This is a genomic window from Bartonella sp. PS7NMGDW, assembly GCF_042193585.1.
GTDB lineage: Bacteria > Pseudomonadota > Alphaproteobacteria > Rhizobiales > Rhizobiaceae > Bartonella > Bartonella grahamii.
Window position 1 is genome coordinate 68,063 of sequence record NZ_JBHILX010000001.1, and the last position, 23,861, is coordinate 91,923.

A 23,861-nucleotide genomic window follows, 5' to 3' on the forward strand; every position below is an offset into this window, starting at 1 on the left:
TTAGATGGTTAATCTGTTAGTCAATTAATAGAAAAAATCTTCGCTTTATACAATAACCAAAGGAGCTTCAAAACCCTTTTAAAGGTCCTTTATGTATATTGTTTCTTTTTTATATCACAGTTGATAATGAGAAATATCTCACGCTAATTGTATTATTTTTACACGAAATAAACTGTTTTCACCTACTATTTGAATAAATTAAGTTTTTGAGATTTCTGGCACATCATTTGAAATGACAAAAGAAATTTTCCCTTGTACTTGTGCAAACAGCGTAGACATCCTTCGATAACCCTCTTGCTTGAACAAATTCTTATCCAGAATAATCTTCAACACGAAAATAAATCAATAATTTGATTCATAAAGGTAATTTATTATTATTCATATTGAGCAATCATCTCAAATATCATAGGATTATCTCATTTCAAATCTCTATATATTAAATCACTCACAATCATCTGCTTACACATCACAAGCGGAATTGATGTATCAATGAAATTCACTTGAAGAAAGGAATAAAAGTTCTTCTTATAAACGCTCTAAAATACCAAAGCTTATCGCAACATTGGGAGCTAAAAATAGTATAGGGGGCCCCTTTCACCTTAAAAACATAAAAATGGGAAGCATAATAGCTTTATACACTTCATAGGAGCTTTAGAGCATTCACGGACGTTATTATAAATGATGGATGTGACACACCTTGAGAGAAATCTCTTTAAAATAAACATGTGAATTAACAATGTAAGTGCATTCTACTTGAAGCATACTATTTTACATGAGGAACATAACTTCAATCAACGTAAAATAAGGTGTTGAACAGTCATAGCGCACAATAAAATCAGATCGTTTTAAATACTTAATGATGAAATCCGTTAAATGACAGAATAAAAATTCAAGTTTGAAAAGATTAAACCACACGCTACAGATCTATTGAAACTCCGATTGAGCGATCAACTACTTTCTCGCTAAAACTTAATCACTATAAATATAAAAACCTTAAAACCCGCTCTAAATCCGTGAAAGTTTCTAGATCTTGCTGTATTAAATGTTGAAACTCCTCACAGCTGCTCATCTGAAATGTCAGCAATTTCATAAAGCAGTTCCATAAAAAGAGGATAATGACGTTGTAATATCCGAAAAAATTCACCACATCGCCTGAAAAATCATTGATAATTCCATCAGGACGTATCAATTACCATTTAGAAAACCCTACCCATGCCGACAAAAACTCTGTAAATGTTAGATATATTCAATAATTTTGATAACGATTTTGGCTCATCCTGTTTTGCAACCAATATAATAAACAGCAAATATAGTGGGATCAGCCAGTTTCAATATCGCCTTGTAAAAGGCCTTTCCCCCTACCCTTTTTTCTATCAAATCCTGATTTTACAATTCCTTGCTCTCTTTTTTATACTCAAAATTGCCTCTGAAACAGGATACATTAATCTTAAAAAATATATAAAAGAAACAAATTATAACATTTTTTTCTCATCCTTCTTAATACGAAATAACTGTTAAACTACAATGCACTAACACTTACCAGTCATAAATCCAAAACAGCATATAATGACGAAACAAATTCATAGAGTGAAGATTTTTCACAATCAATTGTTGTATTAATCTTTCCATAATGCATAAAAATGATGAAGCGGCCCTCGCCCTTTCCCTACTTTTAAAGCATTTGAGGCAGTTAAAGCGCCATGCAAATAATCTTTTGCTTGTTTAACAGCGCAATCCAAGGGTTGGGTAGGTAACAGAGCTGCAATAGCGGCAGAAATGGTACACCCTGTCCCATGATCATGAGTGGTTGAAAGACGAGAAGCTTCAAGCATAAAAAGGTTTTCACAATCACAATAAAGATCTGGACTAGAACAATCGTAATTTTCTGTACTATTTCTGCTAAGCGTATTCAAATGTCCCCCTTTTAACAAAACTGCATGACACCCTAGCGCCAAAAGTCGTGGAGCATATTGATACATAGTCTCTAAAGACCATTGCACTTCACCTCCCAATAACAGTGCAGCTTCAGGCAAATTTGGCGTGATCAAAGTTGACATCGGCACAAGAACGTCACGCATAATTTCAATTGCATCAGACTTTAAAAGAACATCACCACTTTTTGCAACCATAACCGGATCAAAAACAATGAAACGCGCTTTATGATAAGCAAGACGTTGTGCAATAACCTGTGCAATCTGAGCATTTGCAACCATACCAATTTTAACGGCATCAACATGGATATCCTCAAAAACAGAATCAATTTGATCTGCAACAAAAGAAGCATCTAATGCCTGAAAAGAACGCACACCTTGAGTATTTTGTGCAACAACAGCTGTAACCACACTCATACCATAAGTTTTCATAGCTGAAAAAACCTTCAAATCCGCCTGCATTCCAGCGCCACCAGAAGGATCTGTTCCCGCAATAGATAAAATCCGTGGAATAAAAAGTTTATCTTTTTGTAATTCCATCAACCTCTTTCCTTCTGTTTTTAAATATCGGAAAATAAGTTACCGAAAAAATAGATGTTTGAAAAAACATAAAGAAGATGTTTTCTCATGTGAGTTATATTATATATGAAGTCTTCTTATAGATATAAAATGGAAAATGTAGTGCTTATCCTTCGTTCTATTCTTTTTACGTTCGCTTTTTATACAACAACTCTCATACAAATGATTCTTTACGCTCCCGTTTATTTTTTAATGCCCCGCAAAAAGGCATGGATTGTCCCTAAAACATGGGCGCGCGTTACACTCTTTTTGCAAAAATACATCGCAGGCACAAGTTATGAGATTGAAGGATTAGAAAATCTTCCCAAAGGACCCTATATCATTGCTCCAAAGCATCAATCGGCTTGGGAAACTTTCAGTCTTGTTCCCTATTTTGATGACCCCACTCTCATTTTAAAACGTGAATTGATGTGGATTCCATTGTTTGGCTGGTATATGGCAAAAACACAAATTATCCCCATTAACCGCACAACGCCCATCAAAGCCTTAAAAATGGTTATACAAAAAGCAAAAGAGAAAGTAAAACAAGGGCGCCAAATCTTGATTTTTCCCGAAGGAACACGCCGACAACCCGGTCAAGAACCAGATTATAAGTCAGGAATTGTCGCGCTCTATAATGAATTAGGGCTTCAAGTTGTGCCTATTGCACACAATGCGGGTTTATATTGGCCACGCAATAATTTTCGCCGCTATCCCGGAACAATTCGTGTCCGTATTCTTCCCCCGATAGAAGCTGGTTTAAGCAAACGTGATTTTCTAGATCAACTTGTCCAAAAAACTGAAAAAGCATGTGATGAACTGCTTCTCTTAGCAGCTCAAGATCCTACCCCTCCTCCTATGCCACCATACGCTGTTCAGAAACTTCAAAAACTAAATCATTCATCATGAAACAATGTGCTGATTGATTAGAATAATGCATCACTTTGTATATTGGTATATTGAGCAGAGTATATGGAACAAAAATATAAGAAAGATACTTCAAACTTTCTAATTCAAAATTATAAAACACATGTACATTACAAGAAATGATTGATGTGTGAATTTTTTTGAGAAAGAATTCTTTCTCTCTTTAAAATCGTTTAAAAAACATACATCATATTGATTTATAAGGATATTTTATCTTTATTCAACTTGAATGAGAACCATGAATACCTTAATATTCTCTCATTTCAAATCTATTCCATTTTGAATTAATTAGAATCGTTTGCTTGCACATTACAAGCGAGGATATCTGTGTGAATAAAACGATACAAGAAAAGATTAAAATGCTTTTTACGAACCATCTTAATCTCAAGTGCCGAGGGCTATCCTACCAGGAGGACAAGAAAAATGTATGATTATGCCGATTCGTTCCTTCCTGAGAAACATCAATCCCCCAAGAACCTGAAATCTTGTGCAAGCTTCATTATTTAAAAAGTATTTCTTGAGATACTTAAGCCATCAAAACAAATTCAAGGGAAAAATAAAAATGAGTATTGGTTTTTATCTCCGAGACACAACGAATACAGCAATTAACCATCTTTCCTCCCTAACCTAGACTTAAAAGCTTTGTGTGCTACATTAAAACAATTCTAAATAACGAATAAGAAGGAACTAGATTTAAATTAATGCAACGTCTCTTCTATAATTTATTTTTTTCTGTGATTTTGAGTTTATCGAGCGCTGTTGCTCTAGCGCAGCCTTTTATTTCTGTTGATGTTACAACGGGGCATATCTTAAAACATAATCAAGCTTTTGAGCGTTGGTATCCTGCTTCCTTGACAAAATTAATGACCGCTTATGTTATTTTTCGTGCCATGAGCCGAGGAGAAATTTCACCAGACAAACATATCACCATCAGCGAATACGCCGTAAAAGCTCCTTCATATCGTTCAGGCTATAAAGCTGGTTCCGTACTCACACTTGATACAGCCTTAAGTATCACCATGGTTAAATCTGCCAATGATTTAGCCATTGCCATGAGTGAAGCTGTTGCAGGTTCACAGAAAAATTTTGTACGTAAAATGAATAGCGAAGCTAAACGTTTAGGCATGTTTGGAACGCATTTTGCGAACGCAAGTGGTTTACCAGACTCTCAAAACTACTCCACGGCACGCGATATTGCTCTTTTAGCCGTTCAGATACGTCGAGAATTTCCACAATATGCTCATTATTTTTCTATTCCAGCAATTGATTTTGGTAATAATCGAAAAATCCAGCATAACTCAAACAACCTCATTGGCCGTTTTTATGGAATAGACGGTATGAAAACAGGCTTTATTTGTGCCTCTGGTTTTAATCTTGTTGCCTCAGCCACCCGTAATAAACGTACAATTATTACTGTCATTCTAGGTGCTAACAACATAACTGAAAGAGAAGAAAAAGCTGCACAACTTCTTGAAACAGGATTTTTGCACCAAGGAAGCCCCCGATTAACACTAGCAACATTAAAACCTTATGGGAGAAATATAACACAAGCCAACAATATGAGACAACAAACATGCACACCGGAAGCCATAAAAATGCATACAAATTCATATGATGATCAAGGAAATATTATCCTCACCTCACCTTTTATCACTGCTCCACCTCCTTTTTCTCATCCTTTACCAGTACACCTCATTCGTACGCCACAAACACCTAAAATAACAGTAAAGCCACTAAGAAAGCCCCATAGTTCGTATAAAAGACGCGCAAACCATTCTATAAAAAAGCCATAAATCATAATCTACGATTAATTATAAATACTTTGATTTATAATGATAATTAATTATTTGTATCTTATGTCAGAACCACAAATGTTGTAAGATTCTCTCATTTCAAATCTGTATTTGTTGAATCAATAAAAAACCAGTTTCTTGCACGTCACGAGGTAGAGGAACATGTAGATAAAATAATTAAAACAAGGAATAAAAATTCCTCCTATAAGTTCTTTCAAGAACCAAGAATTATCATAACATTGACGCTAAAAAAGTGTATGATATACCCCGAATACACCTACCTTTATAAGTGTAAAGATAGTGATACAATGGATTTCATAGGGTATTAACCATTATATCGGACACCATTATAAATTGGTTAGACGTACTGAAATATGTTTTTTTAAAACAAAACCATGATTGATGATTAACATGAAAATAAAGCGCATCCCTCTCACGCTTATTACTGGTTTTTTAGGCTCTGGCAAAACAACTTTGCTCAACCGTATGTTACAAGACCCTCTTTTAACAGAATGCGCTATTATCATCAATGAATTCGGTGAAATCAGTATTGACCACCTTCTGGTTGAAAAAACGACAGAAGGAATTATTGAGCTTGCCAATGGTTGCTTATGCTGCAATTTACGCAGTGATCTCATCGATACATTAATTGATTTAATAAATCGCGTTCAGACAGGACAGATCAAACAACTCCATCATATTATCATTGAAACCACAGGGATGGCTGATCCCGCCCCTATTTTACAAATACTTTTAAGCCACCCGTTGTTTATTCAAACATTGTCTATAAATGCTGTTCTTGCAACATTCGATACATTAAGCACACTTTCCATATGTGAGCGCTATCCTGAAATATATAAACAATTAATATTTGCTGATAAAATTATTCTCACCAAAACAGACCTTATGGCTCAACAAACGCTTTCAGATACGCTCCTTAACACACTTAAAACGATTAATCCTACAGCACAAATCATTGACGCCCATTCTGAAGATTTCTGTTCAAAGCTATTAATAAATAACACATTATGGGATGAAAAAGTAGAAAATACAAAACTTAAACAAAATCTTACGAATACCCCACATGATCATACCCCCCATAAAACCATTCGTACCTTTTCACTCAACTGTGAGGGTCCTGTTGATTACGCCACAATTGAAGCTTTTTTAGATATCCTACAAGAGCGTTATGGTACAAAATTATTACGTATTAAAGCAATTATCGCATTGCGTGATGACCCTTATCGCCCACTTATATTACATGGCGTACAAACATTTTTTCATCCTCCCATAAGATTGCCAGAATGGCCAAAAGGAATAAAACAAACACGTTTTGTCATCATTGCCGATGGTGTTGAAAAAGAAGCAATACAAAAGCTCCTCAATGCTTTCTTTAATAAACCAGCAATAGATACTGCAGACAAAACAGCTCTCTTAGAAAATCCTCTAGTCATTCCAGGAATAAAATTTTAATTTTTTCCCCCCTTCAATGATACACCATTAAATTCATTGGCACCACCATCTTTATGCTTTTAAAGGAGCAAACCGGCATCATCACACACTTTGCTAATCCCCAATGTTGAAACAAAAGCTCTTGGCACTTGAAACGGTTCGTAAAAAGCATTTTAGTCTTTTCTTACACAGCTTTACCCACACGGCTATCCCCGTTTGTAATGCGCAAGCAAATGGTTTTAATTGATTCAACATGGAGAAACTTTGAAACGGGAGAATCCTACGGTATCCAAGATTCTAATTCAAGTTGAATAACACTAAAGTATCCTTATAAATCAATATGTTATAAATTTATAAACACTCCTATTCAAGTTTATTCACATAATGGAATAAAAAATAAGAAAATACACATTTTTAACAATGCTTTCTACACAATAATGTCTCCTATAAAATTATCCGTACCTTTTCACTGGACGGCAAAATCACTATAGACTACCACAATTGAAATTTTTTAGCTCTCTTACAAAACCGCATGATGCAAAATGACCACGTATAAAAACACTCCAACGCTAACATATTACCCTTATCTGTAAAATAGTCACCCTCACACAAAATAGAACATCATTGTATCGCGAACTCACGCATTCGTTAAAAAAACCGTCTCTCAATACGCATCATCCCTATTTCAAAACGCTACCTACAAATAATATAATACAAAATTCTCCATAAAATGTATAAGCCCCATTCTCCATCTTTACTCCATAAATATGCAAGCTGGTAGCCTCATGCTCTTGCCAGTTGAAAATGCTTTGGAAAACCTTGGTACTTTAGAGTACTCATGAGAAATATCTGTACTCCTTTCTTTAAGAGTTTTATTCACATGCCAATTCAATTTTATGACGTGCAAAAAATGGTTTCGATTAATTCATCATAAACAGATTTTAAGATAAAAGAATCTGATGATATTGAGTCCCTCAACTCAAATTGCAAAATGATAAATTATTATAAATCAAATTGTTATGATGAAAAATTTAATATCCATCAATCTGTAATCAGATTGTTTTCTCTCTAAATGCGCTTCATCTGCAAACCACTTCATGTGATTCATTTCACAAACCGATTGGACAAATTCTTGGTTCTAAAATATTCTGCTCAACTCTATATTTACTCCAGCTAATTGAAATCAAAATCCCTGTTGAGGCAAAAAACAAAAATCAGACAGAGGCAATATCGGATTTTAAAATATGTGAATGTATCTTATATAACAGCATGATAAGACAATATTTTACAGCATGAAAGAATAAAACTCTTTGAAAGAAATAAAAAGAGAGGCGAATTTTATGTTAACTTACTCTTTATTAAAAACGACGATTAACACCACTACCGATGTGCAAACAATCCAACTTCTTTGAGAAAATTCCTCCTGGCTTTCCACTTCATCTAATTTACTTACGCAAAGCTCTATGAAAAAACTCTGCGCTTTAAAATATTAACTACTCACTTAGACACCTTATGCGTAAAGTTTTTGCATATCCTGTATCGCCATTTATAAGTGATCGTATTTACGGGTGCAGCAGGATACAATAATACTCACTGCATTAGAGAAACTGAAGTTTTATCAATATCGCGATTAAAAACGTAACGTTTTCCATAAACTTCAACAGTTGGAGGCTGACGATTTTTTTCAAAAAAATCATAACCTTTCTTAAGCATAACCCAGAATTGATAATGAGGATCATTGCTATGACGTAACATATTATCCTCGGTCATGCGGAAAGGAAAAGCCTGCAACTGAAACTCTCTTTGTCCTCCTTTAAAAGCATCCCGTGCAAACGCATAAATCTGAGCCATATTCTTATCACTCATAGAATAACAACCTGCGGAAAAGCAAGAACCATGCACCATAAGATTGCTTCCTGTACGACCATTTTCCTGATCATAAAGGTTAGGAAATCCTATATTAAAAGAAAGATAATATTTTGAATAAGGATTCATTTGGTTTGCGCTAATAGTGTAAAACCCCTCTGGTGTCTGAAAATCTCCTTCTTTATATTTAGGTCCAAGCTTACCAGACCATTTGCAAATGCCATAGCGAGCAACCAAGATAAAAGGCCCTGAACGAGACTGCTTCCAAACTTCAGCAAGATTTTCTTCCTTGAAAAATCGCATTACAATTGGTGCATAAGGATCAATATCGTATAAAGCCATTCTGTTCTGGATTTCTTGTGGCAACGGCTGCTCAACTTTGGCACGAATAGAAGCTGGCAATCTTCCCCCACATGCCGTCAATATTCCCATTACAAACAACACACACACAGCGAGGAATCTGCTAAACGTCATCGAATAAAACTCCAATCCAACACCCCTCACAAAAAATAACCTATGTTAGAGATCGACCAATTTGAAGGTATTTTTCCCTTCGCTCTTGTTTAAGAGCTTCACCATCTTTTCCAACCATAGCTTTTAAAGCCTCTGAAATAACATCACCCGTTGCATCAATGACAATCTCTTTACCACGATGCGCTCCTCCTAAAGGTTCCGAAATAATGCCATCAATAATCTTTAAGCGATACAAATCTTGAGCAGTAATACGCATATTCATTGCAGCATCTTTTGCACGAGCTGGATCACGCCATAAGATAGAAGCTGCTCCTTCTGGTGAAATAACAGAGTAAATTGCGTGCTCCAACATATAAACTTTGTTGGCTGCAGCAATTGCTATCGCCCCTCCAGAACCGCCTTCTCCAATAACAACGGAAACCACAGGAACTTTCAAACGCAAAGTTGCAGCTGTTGATTGAGCGATTGCTTCCGCTTGCCCACGTTCTTCAGCGCTTACCCCAGGATAAGCACCTGCAGTATCAATAAAAGTGAGGAGTGGCAAACCAAAGCGGTCAGCCATTTCCATAATACGTACAGCTTTACGATATCCTTCTGGGCGTGCAGAACCAAAATTATAGCGCAAACGTGTTTGTGTATCGTGACCTTTCTCTTGACCGATATAAGCAACTGCTTCTCCCCTAAAACGTGCAAACCCAGCTTGAATAGCCTCATCTTCAGCAAACTTGCGATCTCCTGCCAAAGGCGTAACATCACTCAATAGGCGTTTAGAATAGTCCATAAAATGGGGACGATCAGGATGACGAGCCACTTGTGTTTTTTGCCATGGCGATAATTTTTTATAAATATCGCGCAATGCTGTTTGAGATCGCGCTTCAAGACGAGCAATCTCATCACTCATATCAAGACTGCCTTTTTCCTGAGAAATTTTTTTTAATTCAAGAATTTTCCCATCAAGATCAGCAACTGGTTTTTCAAAATCAAGATAATTATACATTTGTACCAACTCATTCAGTGTCACTTATACACTTATAATTTGCTTTATAAAGTCTTTTTCAAAAACATCACCTTTTCTTTAACGAGCCTTTTACTCATCGGCAAGTGGATGATGCTCATTAACTAAACGATAAAGTCCCTCTTCCAACACATGGGTATAAATCTGAGTGGTAGCAATATCAGAATGACCTAACAAATGTTGAACTGCACGCAAATCGGCACCATTTTGCAAAAGATGACTAGCAAAAGCATGGCGCAACACATGGGGAGAAAAGTGTTTACTTTCTATTCCTGCTCTTCTAGCGAGATTTTTCAACTCCCGCGCAACAACTTGACGAGCAATATATCCTGTCTCGGAATTCGCAGGAAAAAGATAAGGACTTGCGACATCCTTTCCCTGATCACGTAAATTTAACCACTGCAAAAGAACTTGATATGCTTTTTTTGATAACAGCACCATTCGTTCTTTTTTGCCCTTACCACGAACCAAAATGCTGTATGCTTTCCCCCGAACAGCCTGCACAGGCAAACTCACCAATTCACTAATACGTAATCCTGTTGCATAAAGCATTTCACTCAATAGCTGAAGACGCAATGCACGCAGATAATCCTTAGACCCATAATCTGCTTGATTGACTTCTAACTGTGCTAAATCAAGCAATTTTATCACTGCATCTTCACTCATGATTTTGGGCAAAGGGCGCCCCTGACGAGGTGCATCAATATCATGAGAGGGATCATCTGCTCTCAACCCTTCAGCATAAAGGAATTGATAAAACTGACGCAAAGTCGATAAACGGCGTGCTTGTGACGATGCTGCAAAACCAAAAGTATGCATAAGCGACAAAAGGGCAATTAAATCTTCTTTTTGTGCTGAAAAAAGCGAAACAGAGTGTGAAGACAATTCGTCTTGTGCCCACTGCAAATCATGCTGATAAGCCGCAAGCGTATGAGGTGAAGCTCCTCTCTCCGCGCTCATCATCTCAAGAAAATGATCTATCACAGCACCACTTTTCATTTCATTGATTCGCTTCCGTAGAAAGATTCCATGAATCCAAGGGAACATCGATGTACATATCCACAGTTACTGGTTCAACCCAAACCACAAGAGCACCCATTATAATGAAAAGAACAGAAAGCAAAATGAAAAGAATCATCAAAAATCTAGTCAATGTTGGCATAAGATAATAACCTACCCAAAAATATTCTATCTCGTATTATGCCTCACAAAGATTAACAGGAATTGACTTTAAGATGGATAAATGCCGAAATAAAGTTATGAAAAGCAATCGACCAAAACGCGTCCCTATAACACAAATAAAGAATCAGCTCTTATCGTCCCTTGATAAAAAAGCACTTGTCCTTGTTGGTCTTATGGGAGCAGGCAAATCAGTGATCGGAAAACGCGTCGCCACCATGCTCCGTTTACCCTTTTATGATTCTGACCAAGAAATTGAAAAAGCTGCGCAAATGACAATCACTGAACTCTTTGAAATTTATGGTGAATCAGAATTTCGTGCTCTTGAACAGCGTGTTATTCTGAACCTAATGAAAAAAAGTCCCCTTGTTTTAGCAACAGGTGGTGGTGCCTACATAAACGAAAATATCCGAAAAACCATTCATCAAAATGGTATATCCATATGGCTAAAAGTCGATCTTGATATCCTCATGCAACGTGTCTCAAAGCACCCAACACGCCCCCTGCTTCAAACAGCCAATCCTAAAGAAACCATGCAAAAACTCATGGAACAGCGTTATCCTATCTATGCAAAGGCAAACTTAACAATTAACAGTCATAAAGAAAGCCGTCATACCGTAGCACAAAATGTTATACGATCTGTAGAGCACTACCTATACACAGAAATTAACAATAGGGAAAATCAGCATGCAAACAAAGACCGTCACTGTTAAACTGGACAAACACTGTTATGATATCATCATTGGTCCGAGTCTGATTGCCCAAGCTGCTTCACAGATTAAACATGCTCTTAACAAAAAAGATCCTCATCCAACGCGCTTGGCACTTGTTACAGATACAAATGTTGCTTCCCTTCATTTGGAGATATTACAAGCAGAGTTAACAAAAAATAAAATTCATACTGTCCCTATTATTGTAGAAGCGGGAGAACAATCAAAATCATTTTCAACCCTGCAAGTTGTCATCGATCAAATTCTTGCTGCGCGTTTAGAAAGAGGCGACTGTGTTATTGCTTTTGGCGGTGGTGTCATTGGCGATCTAGCAGGATTTGCGGCAAGTATAATCCGCCGTGGTATGAACTTCATTCAAATGCCCACAACGCTTCTTGCACAAATTGATTCCTCCGTTGGTGGAAAAACTGGAATCAATAGCCAATATGGTAAAAATCTTATTGGTACTTTTTATCAACCGCAATGCGTTATTGCTGACACATGTCTTCTTGATACCCTACCACCGCGCGAATTTCGTGCTGGTTACGCAGAAATGGTCAAATATGGACTCATTAACCAGCCTAATTTCTTTGAATGGCTTGAAAAAAATGGACAAGAAGTCTTTTCTAATGGCCCTATGCGAACAGAAGCCATTGTCCGCTCATGCCAATTTAAAACCGCCATTGTAGCACGTGACGAACAAGAAACAGGAGAGCGCGCGCTCTTAAATCTCGGCCATACATTTGGACACATGCTTGAAACAGCAACGGCTTATGAATCAAAGCGTTTAATTCACGGTGAAGCTGTAGCAATTGGAATGATTCTAGCGCATCAATTTTCTGCTCAACTAAATTTGATAAACCCCACACTTACACAACGCATTGAAGCACACTTCAAATCTATAGGTTTGCCTACACAATTAAAGGATATCCCAGGGAAGTTACCAGATGCTGAAAGTTTAATAACTCTCATTGCTCAAGATAAAAAAGTTTCGCAAAACAATTTGACCTTCATCTTAACACGCGGACTTGGTCAATCATTTATTGCAAAAAATGTCTCTCCGGAAGCAGTTTTGACTTTTCTGGAACAAAAATTAGCAGAAATTCGTTAATTCATATTGAATATAATTGATTCGTTTTTATACTTCTATTAAAGGAATAAGTATGATGATGTCTGCGTAGCTCAGTAGGATAGAGCACAGGATTCCTAAAGAAATTGGGCATTTTGAGGAGAAATCCTCAAAGTGAATCTGCTCAAATTCGGGGAAAGCTTCATGGGAGACTATATGCCAATCCCGAGCCAAGTCTCTCTTCAAATGAGAGAAAGGTGTAGAGACTGAACGGGCAGCACCTAAAGAGCAAAAGCTTCAAGGTGAAGAGACAGTCCAGACCACAAACAGCCGTGAAAAGCTGGCGGTGAAAATCGAAGTGGTATGAATCCTGGGGTCGCAGGTTCGAATCCTGCCGTAGACACCATCGTATCAATCAAATTATTCTTTGTGCGCAATATAGGAATATAGGGAAGCATCATGAAAAAAACTTTACATATTTTAGGATTTTTCACCGCTTTAAGTTTATCAATCTTCAGCTCAAACAATAGCTTAGCTGGTTCTTTTATCATTGAGGTACCAGACAATCCAGAGCCAAAAACAGAGACCATTACCTACCAGTGTGATACTGGAACAGGTAAAGAGCGCGTTGAGGCAGTCTATCTTAATGCTGACAATATTTCGTTGGTTGATTTCAAATGGAACGGTGATCGTGTCATTGCTGCTAATGTCATCGCGGCGACAGGAGCAAAATTTGCAGGAGCTCAGTATATCTGGTGGGAGAAGAACAAAGAAGTCATGCTTTATGACCTTTCTCAGGATCCAGAAGAAAAAAAACCTATCCTCTGTAAAGATGAGTCAACATTATTATTTTAAATAACACGGGAAATATTATGAAAAAAATTTCTTTTACTAAACAATTTTTCATTACTTTAAGTGTGTTCCTCCTAGGTTCAATTAATGCATTAGCAAGTTCTTTAGTCATTGAAGTACCAGATGATCCAGAACCAACAACAGAGACCGTCTCCTATCAATGCGATATGGGAACAAGCAAAGAGCATGTTGAGGCAACTTATCATAATGCTGGCAATATTGCGCTTGTTGATTTAAAATGGAACGGTAAGCGCATCATTGGTTCTAATGTAATTGCCGCTTCTGGAGGAAAATATGTAGGTGGTCAATACATTTGGTGGATAACTAAAAATGAAGCCATATTTTACGATCTTATTGATGATCCAAAAGAAGAAAAGCCCATCCACTGTGTAGAAGAAAAAAGCATAGAATAAGGAAGGTTCTTACATTTCAAGAACCGCGCTGGCTCTCATCGCTTGATGTTCCTTCTGACGTGGGTAACTTTTCCTCCGTCTGGTTTAATAAAAGAGCCAGCGGTTTTTCTGACTGTTCTTCTGAATGATGTCGATAAGCTGCTGTATGTGAGAGCAACATAGAAGCTACCGGTGCTGTTAAAAACAAAAAAAACATCAGCAACACTTCATGAAAAACAAAATAATGGTCCACAAATATTGAATAAAGAAATGAAGAAATAAGAATGCTACCAACGCCCCAACTCGTACATACTGAAAGCATATGCAAACGCTGATAAAAACTGGAAAAACGCACCAAACCTATCGTTGCGATCAGTGTCAATCCAGACCCTAATATTAAGAAAACCGTGATAGCAATAGCCACCACAAGCGATACGTCATCTTTCATTCAATAATCTCCCCCCGCATAAGAAACTTCGCTAAAGCGATGCTTGATACACACCCCAACAACCCAATAATGAGAGCAGCAACAAAATAAATGGTTGTTCCTGAACGGATATCGAATGTAAGAAACAAAAGAACAGTGGTTATATAAAGAGCATCCAAACCAACAATTCTATCCTGTGCCCGTGGACCACGAATCAACCGAAACAATGCGAAGATCACCGCCAAACTTAAAAAAAACTGTGAAAAGAAAAGCCCCCAATAAAGGATCACCATACTCATAAGAAAATCTCCAAAAGTAATTGCTCATACCGTTGTTTTATCAATCGTTGATAATTATATCCTTTTTTTAAATTTAAGACATGGAGCAAAAGCTCACCCTTTTTACTATTATAGGCAACCCAAGCCGTTCCAGGAGTTGCCGAAAGGATGCACGCTAAAATAGCCAAAGCAGTGCGATTATGAAGCAGAAGAGGCACTACAATAAAGCCAGATCGCTGTTTTCGAGACCTTTTTGTTAAAACAAACCAAGCGACCGAGATATTTGAGGATATAGAATCTATTAAGACTCGAAAAATAAGACGAAAAACCGCACTCCAACTTTTAATAGCAACCTTCTCCGGTTCAAGGAGCCGTATCATCCAACCACAAAACAAAGCGGTTATAATGGCTAAAAGCAATTGCCCTAAACTAAAACCATTTAAAATAAGCCACATAAGGACAATGACACCACTGAAAAAAGGAGAAGGACAAAAACGATTCATTTATTCATCTCCCTCTTTTCGAGAGAAAAATCCGTTAAAACGCTCCCAATATAATTCTGAGGTTCATACAAAGTCTTAGCAGTTTCAGACATATAATGACTAACAGGACCGGCTACAATTGTTATAAGAAAACACAAAGCAAGAAGAACAGCAATAGGTGCAAATTCTATCACCTGCACACGGGGAACGCGACCTTCAAGAGAAACCCAAAAAGTTCGAATCCCCGTTCGTGTCAGTGCAATCAAAGCTGCAAAACCAGAGAGGGTAACAAAAACCACAAAAAGCCAATCGTGATAAACCGGAAGAGAGGCAAAAAAATCCTCTCTACTATGGTTTAAAACTGCCATGAACATCATAAGTTTAGCAACAAAACCAGAAAAAGGTGGCAATCCAATAATCAAAATGGCACAAATACCAAAACAAGCCCCAAGAATTGCCAAGGTTACAGGGAAATATGTGCCAACTTCATCTTCTTCCTCCTCTTCATCATCACCATAAACCTCCATTGTGACAGCCAGAACATTAGCAGCCACATCTTGACAGCGTTCAACCAACTCTACCAAAAGAAAAAAAGCTCCCAGTGCTAAAGTTGAAGAAACAATATAAAAAAGAGCACCTGCTGTCAGTGCTGCATTGCCGATCCCTATTGCTGCCAACAATGTACCAGAAGAGACAAGAACACTATAAGCTACCAAACGCACTAAAACTTGACTCGCCAATACCCCAATAAAACCAAAAATCATAGTGGCCAACCCACCATAAAACAAAACGGTATGACCAAAATGGTTAAAATATTCACTTTCAGGACCAAACCACAGCAGCGTTAAACGTAAAATAATATAAATACCCACCTTGCTCAAAAGCGCAAAAGAAGCTCCAACAGGCGCTACTGCTGCACTATAAGTTGGCACCAACCAAAAATTAAGCGGCCACATACCAGCCTTAAGCAAAAAAGCAATACCTAGAAGTGCAACACCTATTTCGAACAAAACAATATCTGTAGAAGATATATATTTTATTTTAACAGCCAAATCGGCCATATTAAGAGTACCAGCGACTCCATAAATGAGTGCTGTACCAACTAAAAAAAGTAATGAAGCAACAAGATTAACCACGACATAATGCAACCCTGCGCGTACGCGTGCCTGACCAGAACCATGCAAAGCAAGCCCATAGGAAGCCGTTAACATAACTTCAAAAAATACAAATAAATTAAATAAATCACCGGTCAAAAAAGCGCCATTTATCCCCACCATAAAAAATTGCATCAGTGACTGAAAATGAGAACCCGCTTTGTACCAATAAGCCCGCGCAAAAACCAGTACGCTAGTCACCAACAAGCTTGAAAGTAAAAGCATCATGGCGCTTAAACGATCAAGGACCAAAACAATTCCGAAGGAAGAGGGCCAATTGCCAAGCCGATAAACATCACAAGCCGGCGCTATTTCAAGAGTACGTATAATTAATAAAACAGCAATAACGACCGACAATCCCGCCGAAAAAAGACTAATCAATGATTTAAATTTCGAACGCCGTTCATCATAGAAAAGTAGAGCAGCTCCAGTGATTAACGGCAAAAGAATAGGCAAAATAAGGAGATGATGCACCCCTACTTCCATCACTGCACCTCACGTCCATCAACGTGATCTGAACCCGTTAAACCGCGTGAAACCAAGAGAATAACTAAAAATAAAGCTGTCGTTGCAAAACCAATCACAATCGCAGTTAAAACTAAAGCTTGAGGGAGAGGATCGACATAATTAGCTGGATTAATAACAGCAGTAGGATCAACAATTGGCGCAGCATTACTACGCGGTCTACTCATTGAAAACATAAAAAGATTGACACCATAGGAAATCAAAGACAAACCAAGAATGACTTGAAAAGTGCGTGGACGTAAAATAAGCCAAATTCCTGATCCAACAAGAATACCAATACCTAAAGAAAGAACAATTTCCATTAATTTTCCTTCTCTTTCAAAACAGGTTTCTTCCCGATTCGGTAACTCCGAATTGACTGGTGTGCAAGTGCAATTAAAATGAGAACAGTTGCTCCTAACACAAGAGAAAGCACACCAAAATCAAACAAAAAAGCAGATGCCATGGGAACTTTTCCAATTAACGGAAAATGAATATATCGAAAAAAGGATGTTAAAAAAGGATATCCAAAAAACCAAGAGCCCATCCCCGTTACGACTGACAACAATAAGCCAAAGCCCATCCAACGCAAAGGTAAAACTCTCAAATGCGTTTCCACCCACCGAATATCGCGTGCAAGATATTGTAAAATAAATCCTATCGCCAAAGTAATACCACCAACAAATCCACCTCCTGGCAGATCATGCCCTCGCATGAATAAATAAACAGCAAAAGCGATAATAATCGGAAAGAGCCAACCCATAATAACAGCAGGAACAGCTAAATAATTCAAAACTGTATCTCCCACATTTCGATTAGGCTGTGCCATATCAAAGGCTTTTTGAACACGTTGTTGAAAAGGTGCATCAATACTTTCAGGGGCAGGACGAAACCGCCGTAAAAGGGCAAAAACAGTGAGAGAAACAACACCCAAAACGACAATTTCTCCCATAGTATCAAAACCACGGAAATCAACCAACAACACATTCACAACATTGCGACCACCAGCATCAGAGTAAGCCTTGGTGAGAAAAAAATCAGAAATCGTCGTGCCTTGAGGACGTGTCATCACTGCAAAAGAGAGCCATGCTACACCAGCACCTCCCACAAGGGCTATGATGAAATCACGGATACGACGCAAGCGCACGAAAAAACGAACAGGCGTTGGTGTAGGATTATGCAAACGTTTAGGCAACCACCGTAAACCAAGCAATAATAAGACGACTGTAACAACCTCAACAACTAATTGTGTTATTGCTAAATCAGGAGCAGAAAGCCATAAAAAGGTTGCACAAGTCATCAAACCAGCTCCCCCCGACAACATGAGTGATGCAAGACGATGAAACTTTGCTTGCCAAGCAACTAAAAGCGCACATAATCCGCCGACTAACCAAAGAGCAAGAAAAGGAATATCAACTGGAAAAAGCGGTAACGCCCCCGCTGAAATGAAACCATCGCACCAAAGTAAAAGACCAACAAATGCAAAACACACCCAAAAAATCCAGTGCAACTGTATCTGCAAACGGCGTGTTGATAAAATAGATTCCACCGCACGTGCCCATTTCCAAGAAATAATCACGAGAATACGTTCAAAAATACGCGGTCCATTTAAGTGACGAAAAAAAGGTGCTCCATCATCACAGGATAAAAAATAACGGTGCCCGACAGCGTAGAGCAATCCGCCTCCTAATAACGCAACAAAACTCATCACTAATGGAGTATTCAACCCATGCCAAACGGCTAAACTATAAGGGATTGTCATTGATCCTAAAACAGACACGACCGCGTTATCTAAAATAGGTCCTATAGTTAAATTAGGAAAAATACCAACGGCTAAACAAATAAACACCAAAAGCTCCATTGGTAAACGCATGAAATGCGGTGGTTCATGGGGAGTTTTGGGTAAATTGACAGGTTTTGGACCCAAAAAAACGCCATGAATAAAGCGTATAGAATAGGTTACACTAAACAAACTAGCCAGCGTTGCTACATAAGGTGCAATCCAATCGAGCCATGATTCCATATGCGTTTCAACAGCTTCAGCAAAAAACATCTCTTTCGATAAAAAACCATTCAACAAGGGAACTCCAGCCATCGCTGCACTTGCAACTAAAGCGAGAGTTGCTGTAATAGGCATAGAGCGATAAAGCCCTGACAATTTACGCATATCACGTGTTCCCGTCTCGTGATCAATAATACCAGCAGCCATAAATAAAGAAGCTTTAAAAGTAGCATGATTGGCCATATGGAAGATCGCTGCAACACAAGCAAGTGGACTACCAAGGCTTAAAAGCGTGGTAATCAATCCAAGATGACTAATAGTCGAGTAAGCAAGCAGTCCTTTCAAGTCTTGCTGAAACATGGAAAAATAAGCACCAAGAAGCAATGTCGAGAGTCCTGAAAAGCCAACTAGCCAAAACCAAGATTCTGTCCCAGAAAGCACAGGCCATAAACGAACAAGTAAAAACAATCCCGCTTTTACCATGGTTGCTGAATGCAAATAAGCCGATACGGGGGTTGGAGCAGCCATCGCATTGGGCAGCCAAAAATGAAAGGGAAACTGCGCACTTTTTGTTAATCCCCCCAATAAAATACAAATAAGGACAGGACTATAAAGAGAACTTGACCGAATCATATCTCCAGACTGAAGCACCTTATCCAAATCAAAACTGCCAACAATATACCCAATCAATAAAACCCCAATAAAAAGAGCAAAACCGCCAAAACCTGTGATCGTTAGAGCCATACGCGCACCCTCACGCGCACTTGCATTATGGTACCAATAGCCGATCAACAAAAAAGAAAAAATGCTGGTGAGTTCCCAAAAAATAACCAAAAAGACGAGATTGCCTGATAAGACTATTCCCGTCATTGATCCCATAAAGGCCAAAAAAAAGGAAAAAAATCGCGGTACAGAATCTGCTGGATCCATGTAATAACGTGAATAAATGACAACAAGCAGCCCAATTCCTGTAATGAGCAAGCAAAAAAGCCACGACAAACCATCTATACGGAGAATCAAATCGCTCCCACATTCTGGAAGCCAAGAAATATCTAAACGCACTATGTGGTTTTCGCAAACTTCTGGATAAAGCATTATTGTAAAAATAAGACAGAAAAGTGCAACAATCCCAGCAAACCATGCTTCATTATTTTTTGCTGTCGAGCGAAAAAAGCCAATGACAGCACTTCCACCAAAGGGAAGCAAAACGAGCAATATCAACATTGCTTCCCGTGTTGTCATTCTTTCAACTCCATCCTGTCCTTAATATTTTGTCATCGACAAAACAAAAACTTATATCCTCCCCCCATTCCACACTTAATGATAATAAGATTTAATAAAACTTAAAAGTATTTAAATTTTTCAAAAAAAACGCTTGCATGAAAATGCTACGCACCACGCAAGTTCTCTCTTTATTGTAAGAACAATAACGCCCACGACAAGAAGCAATTAAAAATTTATTTAATAATTTCTATCCTTTAAAAAAGCGTGATAAACACTGTTTACGCCCCCCGTGAAAAGGCTGAAAACTATTATCATTTTTATTATAAGAGCGATAACGCGCACGGCAAGATTCAATATGTTGTTTAAGCATCCATGGCTCTTTTTTTTCTAATTTTTCCGAAGAAGACGTTAAAAACACTTTTTTAGCATCTGGTACAACTTTTAATGATGCGCCTTTTGTGCTTAAGTGCCGTGATGTAACAAATGCCACTTCAGGATACCACCAATTATCACTATATTTACGATAACCACGCCGATAATGACGATAACCTTTAAAACCATTAAGTTCTCTACGCCCCGTAAAAATCAAAGGCACCGAACTATCTTGGACAGAAGTCTGAGTAACCAGTTTGGCTTTAGCATAACTCCTATTTTTCCCCCAATTAACAAGAGTAGTTGTTATAATGAAAAAACTGCTAACCAATACAAAAGCTAAAGCATAATATAATTTTTTTTTCATACTCATAACGCAAAACTCAAAATAATAAACAACAGTAATTACAGAAAGCCTTTCTCTTGCTAGACAGAAACAGATTCTTTTCTTAAGACTCTTTTTTCTTGAGACATTCTGTTACTCTTTGTACTAAACGTTGATCTTGGTAATAAGATCCTTCAAAAAAGAATGAATAAATGATGATAAAAACCCCCTACTATCTTATAGACAAATCGAAACTCATCAAAAACATGCAAACAATTTCTCGTTTACGGGAAATGTCTGGAGCTAAAATTTTACTTGCTTTGAAATGTTTTGCCACATGGAGTGTTTTTGATTTAATGTCTGAGTTCATGGATGGAACCACATCATCATCCCTTTATGAGCTGCGTTTAGGAAGAGAAAAATTTGGCAAAGAAACACATGCTTATTCGGTTGCTTGGGCCGATCATGAAATTGATGAAGCCTGTGGCTATGCAGACAAAATTATCTTTAACTCAATCCAACAACTTCAACGTTTTTCTAAAGCTAGCAAAACCATCCAACGGGGTTTGAGGTTAAATCCAGGAATCAGCGCATCCAATTTTGATCTTGCCAATCCCTCCCGCCCTTTTAGCCGCTTAGGCGAAACCAATCAAAGCGCTATAAAAGAAGTTCTACCCCTCATCAATGGCCTAATGATCCACAACAATTGCGAAAATGCTGATTTTAATCTTTTTAATCAAATGCTGAATCACATGGAAGAAAAATTTGCAGAACTTTTTTCTGCTGTTGACTGGATAAGCCTTGGTGGCGGAATCCATTTTACCGCTGAAAATTATCCTTTAGAATCTTTCGCAAAACGTTTAAAACAATTTTCTAAAACCCATGGTGTTACTATTTTTCTAGAACCAGGAGAAGCTGCTATCACCAAAAGCACCACATTAGAAGTCAGTGTTCTTGACACATTGTATAATGAAAAGAATCTTGCCATCGTTGACAGCTCAATTGAAGCACATATGCTTGATCTTCTCATTTATCGTGAAAATGCCAAATTAGAACCCAATCAAGGTCCCCATGAAATCATGGTTTGTGGAAAATCTTGTCTTGCTGGTGATATTTTTGGAACATTTCAATTTCAACAACCTCTTAAAATAGGCGATCGGCTGTCTTTTCAGGATGCAGCAGGTTATACAATGGTCAAGAAAAACTGGTTTAATGGCGTTACAATGCCTGCTATTGTTCTCAAAGAATGCGATGGTACACTAACACTTCAACGCCAATTCAGCTATAACGACTATCAGAAAAGCCTTTCATAAAGATCAACCATAAAAACGTCATACAACAGTATTAAAAAGGAGATGAACCTACAATGAAAAAAAATGTTCTCATTATTGGTGCTGGAGGTGTTGCACAAGTTGTTGCACACAAATGTGCTCAAAACAACGATATTTTTGGTGAAATTCACATTGCTTCACGAACACTCAAAAAATGTGAAGCCATCATTGCTTCCATTAAAGAAAAAAACACAATGAAAGAACAGGGTGTTCTCAAAAGCCATTCGCTCAATGCCATGAATGTAGAAGAAACTATAAAGCTCATCCAAAAGACCAAATGCGAAATTGTCATTAATGTTGGTTCTGCCTTTCTTAATATGTCTGTTCTTTCAGCTTGTATTGAAACCAAATGCGCTTATATCGATACAGCGATTCATGAAGACCCGTTGAAAATCTGTGAAACACCTCCTTGGTATGGCAATTATGAATGGCCTCGGCGTCAAGAATGTGAAAAAGCTGGTATAACCGCTATTTTAGGAGCAGGTTTTGACCCAGGTGTAGTGAATGCTTACGCAGCATTAGCGCGTGATAATTATTTTGATAAAATCACAGATATTGATATTATTGATATTAATGCCGGAAATCATGGGCGTTGGTTTGCTACAAATTTTGATCCAGAAATTAACTTCCGTGAGTTTACAGGACAAGTATGGTCATGGCAAAATAAAAAATGGACTTCCAATAAAATGTTTGAAGTCAGCCATGAATGGGATCTTCCCGTTGTTGGAAAACAAAAAGCCTATATGACGGGACATGATGAAATTCATTCATTATCAAAAAATCTCGATGTGGAGAATGTCCGTTTCTGGATGGGATTTGGTGAACGTTATATCACTGTTTTTACGGTTCTAAAAAACCTCGGACTCTTATCCGAACAACCGATTAAAACAGCAGAAGGTCAAGAAGTCGTGCCCTTGAAAGTCGTGAAAGCCGTCTTACCCGACCCTTCCTCTCTCGCCCCAGACTACACAGGAAAAACCTGTATCGGAGATCTTATTAAAGGCGAAAAAGATGGGCACCTGCGAGAAATTTTTATCTATAATATAGCCGATCACAAACAAGCTTTTCATGAAACTGGAGCACAAGGCATTTCCTATACCGCTGGCGTACCAGCCGCTGCTACAGCCCTTCTCATTGCTACAGGCGAATGGGATGTTAAGACTATGGTCAATGTAGAGGAATTACCACCCCGCCCTTTCCTTAAATATCTTGATCGTATGGGGCTTCCCACTTTTATAAGAGAACAACAAGAGGATAAAAAATTAGAATTTTAAATTTATACCTATAGAAAGCATATGCTTGATTTTTTAAGTTATCAGAAAACTGCCCAATGAAAACAAACTTAATATTCTCATGTAATTATGGTTTTCAAAAAAATTTTAGCTATTCGTTATATTTTGGCAACATTACGATTTCTTAACAACCTTAAAGAAGAGACATATCATCTTTCTAAGACATAACAAGCAATGATCAAGAAAAACAGAGAAGCAAAAACTAATTTAATCACACTGTATAACTTGTCATTATCATCAAAAAGATAGTGT

General features: G+C 37.7%; 20 protein-coding genes. 9 read left to right on the forward strand and 11 right to left on the reverse strand.

The window, feature by feature from the left end; translation table 11 throughout:
• Window positions 1–1,616: 1,616 nt before the first annotated feature.
• Complete coding sequence (thiD, locus tag ACFIKJ_RS00300; RefSeq protein ID WP_375626066.1) at window positions 1,617–2,471, reverse strand: bifunctional hydroxymethylpyrimidine kinase/phosphomethylpyrimidine kinase; 855 nt, start codon at window positions 2,469–2,471, stop codon at window positions 1,617–1,619.
• A 129-nt stretch (window positions 2,472–2,600) separates the two neighbouring features.
• Between thiD and ACFIKJ_RS00305 the strand changes: the two genes are divergently transcribed.
• From ACFIKJ_RS00305 to ACFIKJ_RS00315, 3 genes are all read left to right on the forward strand, one after another.
• On the forward strand, window positions 2,601–3,398 hold the full coding sequence (locus ACFIKJ_RS00305; RefSeq protein WP_375626067.1) for a lysophospholipid acyltransferase family protein: 798 nt from the start codon (window positions 2,601–2,603) through the stop codon (window positions 3,396–3,398).
• A 719-nt stretch (window positions 3,399–4,117) separates the two neighbouring features.
• Complete coding sequence (locus tag ACFIKJ_RS00310) at window positions 4,118–5,209, forward strand: D-alanyl-D-alanine carboxypeptidase family protein (protein ID WP_375653467.1); 1,092 nt, start codon at window positions 4,118–4,120, stop codon at window positions 5,207–5,209.
• A 411-nt stretch (window positions 5,210–5,620) separates the two neighbouring features.
• A complete protein-coding gene (locus ACFIKJ_RS00315) occupies window positions 5,621–6,682 on the forward strand; it encodes a CobW family GTP-binding protein (RefSeq protein WP_375670134.1) in 1,062 nt (353 codons plus the stop codon).
• Between the two features lie 1,569 nt (window positions 6,683–8,251).
• Here the strand turns inward: ACFIKJ_RS00315 and ACFIKJ_RS00320 are convergent.
• From ACFIKJ_RS00320 to ACFIKJ_RS00330, 3 genes are all read right to left on the reverse strand, one after another.
• On the reverse strand, window positions 8,252–9,001 hold the full coding sequence (locus ACFIKJ_RS00320) for a L,D-transpeptidase family protein (RefSeq protein ID WP_375651674.1): 750 nt from the start codon (window positions 8,999–9,001) through the stop codon (window positions 8,252–8,254).
• Between the two features lie 40 nt (window positions 9,002–9,041).
• Entirely contained in the window at window positions 9,042–9,998 is a 957-nt protein-coding gene (locus ACFIKJ_RS00325; RefSeq protein ID WP_375651673.1) for an acetyl-CoA carboxylase carboxyltransferase subunit alpha, read from the reverse strand.
• A 90-nt stretch (window positions 9,999–10,088) separates the two neighbouring features.
• Window positions 10,089–11,015: a site-specific tyrosine recombinase XerD gene (locus ACFIKJ_RS00330; protein WP_375625547.1), complete on the reverse strand. Its 927-nt coding sequence runs from the start codon at window positions 11,013–11,015 to the stop codon at window positions 10,089–10,091.
• Between the two features lie 260 nt (window positions 11,016–11,275).
• On the opposite strand from ACFIKJ_RS00330, the gene ACFIKJ_RS00335 reads away from it, so the two are divergent.
• The 4 genes from ACFIKJ_RS00335 (at window position 11,276) to ACFIKJ_RS00350 (ending at window position 14,239) form a co-directional block, all read left to right on the forward strand.
• The gene (locus ACFIKJ_RS00335) at window positions 11,276–11,908 is read left to right on the forward strand and encodes a shikimate kinase (RefSeq protein ID WP_375626296.1); all 633 of its coding nucleotides are present in this window, start codon (window positions 11,276–11,278) and stop codon (window positions 11,906–11,908) included.
• The gene (aroB, locus tag ACFIKJ_RS00340; RefSeq protein ID WP_375625546.1) at window positions 11,883–13,016 is read left to right on the forward strand and encodes a 3-dehydroquinate synthase; all 1,134 of its coding nucleotides are present in this window, start codon (window positions 11,883–11,885) and stop codon (window positions 13,014–13,016) included. The genes ACFIKJ_RS00335 and aroB overlap by 26 nt, the downstream gene beginning before the upstream one ends.
• A gap of 417 nt (window positions 13,017–13,433) precedes the next feature.
• Window positions 13,434–13,829: an MliC family protein gene (locus ACFIKJ_RS00345; protein ID WP_375626078.1), complete on the forward strand. Its 396-nt coding sequence runs from the start codon at window positions 13,434–13,436 to the stop codon at window positions 13,827–13,829.
• A 17-nt stretch (window positions 13,830–13,846) separates the two neighbouring features.
• Window positions 13,847–14,239 carry an MliC family protein gene (locus tag ACFIKJ_RS00350; protein ID WP_375626080.1) on the forward strand — a complete coding sequence of 131 codons (393 nt, stop codon included), beginning with the start codon at window positions 13,847–13,849 and terminating at the stop codon, window positions 14,237–14,239.
• 16 nt (window positions 14,240–14,255) lie between these two features.
• On the opposite strand, the gene mnhG is transcribed toward ACFIKJ_RS00350, so the two are convergent.
• From mnhG to ACFIKJ_RS00385, 7 genes are all read right to left on the reverse strand, one after another.
• Complete coding sequence (gene mnhG / locus ACFIKJ_RS00355; RefSeq protein ID WP_375626082.1) at window positions 14,256–14,666, reverse strand: monovalent cation/H(+) antiporter subunit G; 411 nt, start codon at window positions 14,664–14,666, stop codon at window positions 14,256–14,258.
• Window positions 14,663–14,944, reverse strand: a complete 282-nt coding sequence (locus ACFIKJ_RS00360) for a K+/H+ antiporter subunit F (RefSeq protein WP_375625542.1) — start codon at window positions 14,942–14,944, stop codon at window positions 14,663–14,665. Before ACFIKJ_RS00360 ends, mnhG begins: the two co-directional genes overlap by 4 nt.
• On the reverse strand, window positions 14,941–15,426 hold the full coding sequence (locus tag ACFIKJ_RS00365; RefSeq protein ID WP_375626084.1) for a Na+/H+ antiporter subunit E: 486 nt from the start codon (window positions 15,424–15,426) through the stop codon (window positions 14,941–14,943). Before ACFIKJ_RS00365 ends, ACFIKJ_RS00360 begins: the two co-directional genes overlap by 4 nt.
• The gene (locus ACFIKJ_RS00370; protein ID WP_375626086.1) at window positions 15,423–17,045 is read right to left on the reverse strand and encodes a monovalent cation/H+ antiporter subunit D; all 1,623 of its coding nucleotides are present in this window, start codon (window positions 17,043–17,045) and stop codon (window positions 15,423–15,425) included. Before ACFIKJ_RS00370 ends, ACFIKJ_RS00365 begins: the two co-directional genes overlap by 4 nt.
• Entirely contained in the window at window positions 17,045–17,386 is a 342-nt protein-coding gene (locus tag ACFIKJ_RS00375) for a Na+/H+ antiporter subunit C (protein ID WP_375626088.1), read from the reverse strand. The genes ACFIKJ_RS00370 and ACFIKJ_RS00375 overlap by 1 nt, the downstream gene beginning before the upstream one ends.
• Window positions 17,386–20,307: a monovalent cation/H+ antiporter subunit A gene (locus ACFIKJ_RS00380; protein WP_375626090.1), complete on the reverse strand. Its 2,922-nt coding sequence runs from the start codon at window positions 20,305–20,307 to the stop codon at window positions 17,386–17,388. Before ACFIKJ_RS00380 ends, ACFIKJ_RS00375 begins: the two co-directional genes overlap by 1 nt.
• Window positions 20,308–20,536: 229 nt before the next feature.
• Window positions 20,537–21,034: a BA14K family protein gene (locus tag ACFIKJ_RS00385; protein ID WP_375625539.1), complete on the reverse strand. Its 498-nt coding sequence runs from the start codon at window positions 21,032–21,034 to the stop codon at window positions 20,537–20,539.
• Window positions 21,035–21,201: 167 nt separating this feature from the next.
• Between ACFIKJ_RS00385 and ACFIKJ_RS00390 the strand changes: the two genes are divergently transcribed.
• Together ACFIKJ_RS00390 and ACFIKJ_RS00395 are read left to right on the forward strand one after the other, a co-directional pair.
• Window positions 21,202–22,299: a carboxynorspermidine decarboxylase gene (locus ACFIKJ_RS00390; RefSeq protein ID WP_375626298.1), complete on the forward strand. Its 1,098-nt coding sequence runs from the start codon at window positions 21,202–21,204 to the stop codon at window positions 22,297–22,299.
• A gap of 53 nt (window positions 22,300–22,352) precedes the next feature.
• Window positions 22,353–23,591 (forward strand): saccharopine dehydrogenase NADP-binding domain-containing protein, encoded by a 1,239-nt coding sequence (locus ACFIKJ_RS00395; RefSeq protein WP_375653452.1) that lies wholly within the window; start codon window positions 22,353–22,355, stop codon window positions 23,589–23,591.
• Window positions 23,592–23,861 lie beyond the last annotated feature (270 nt).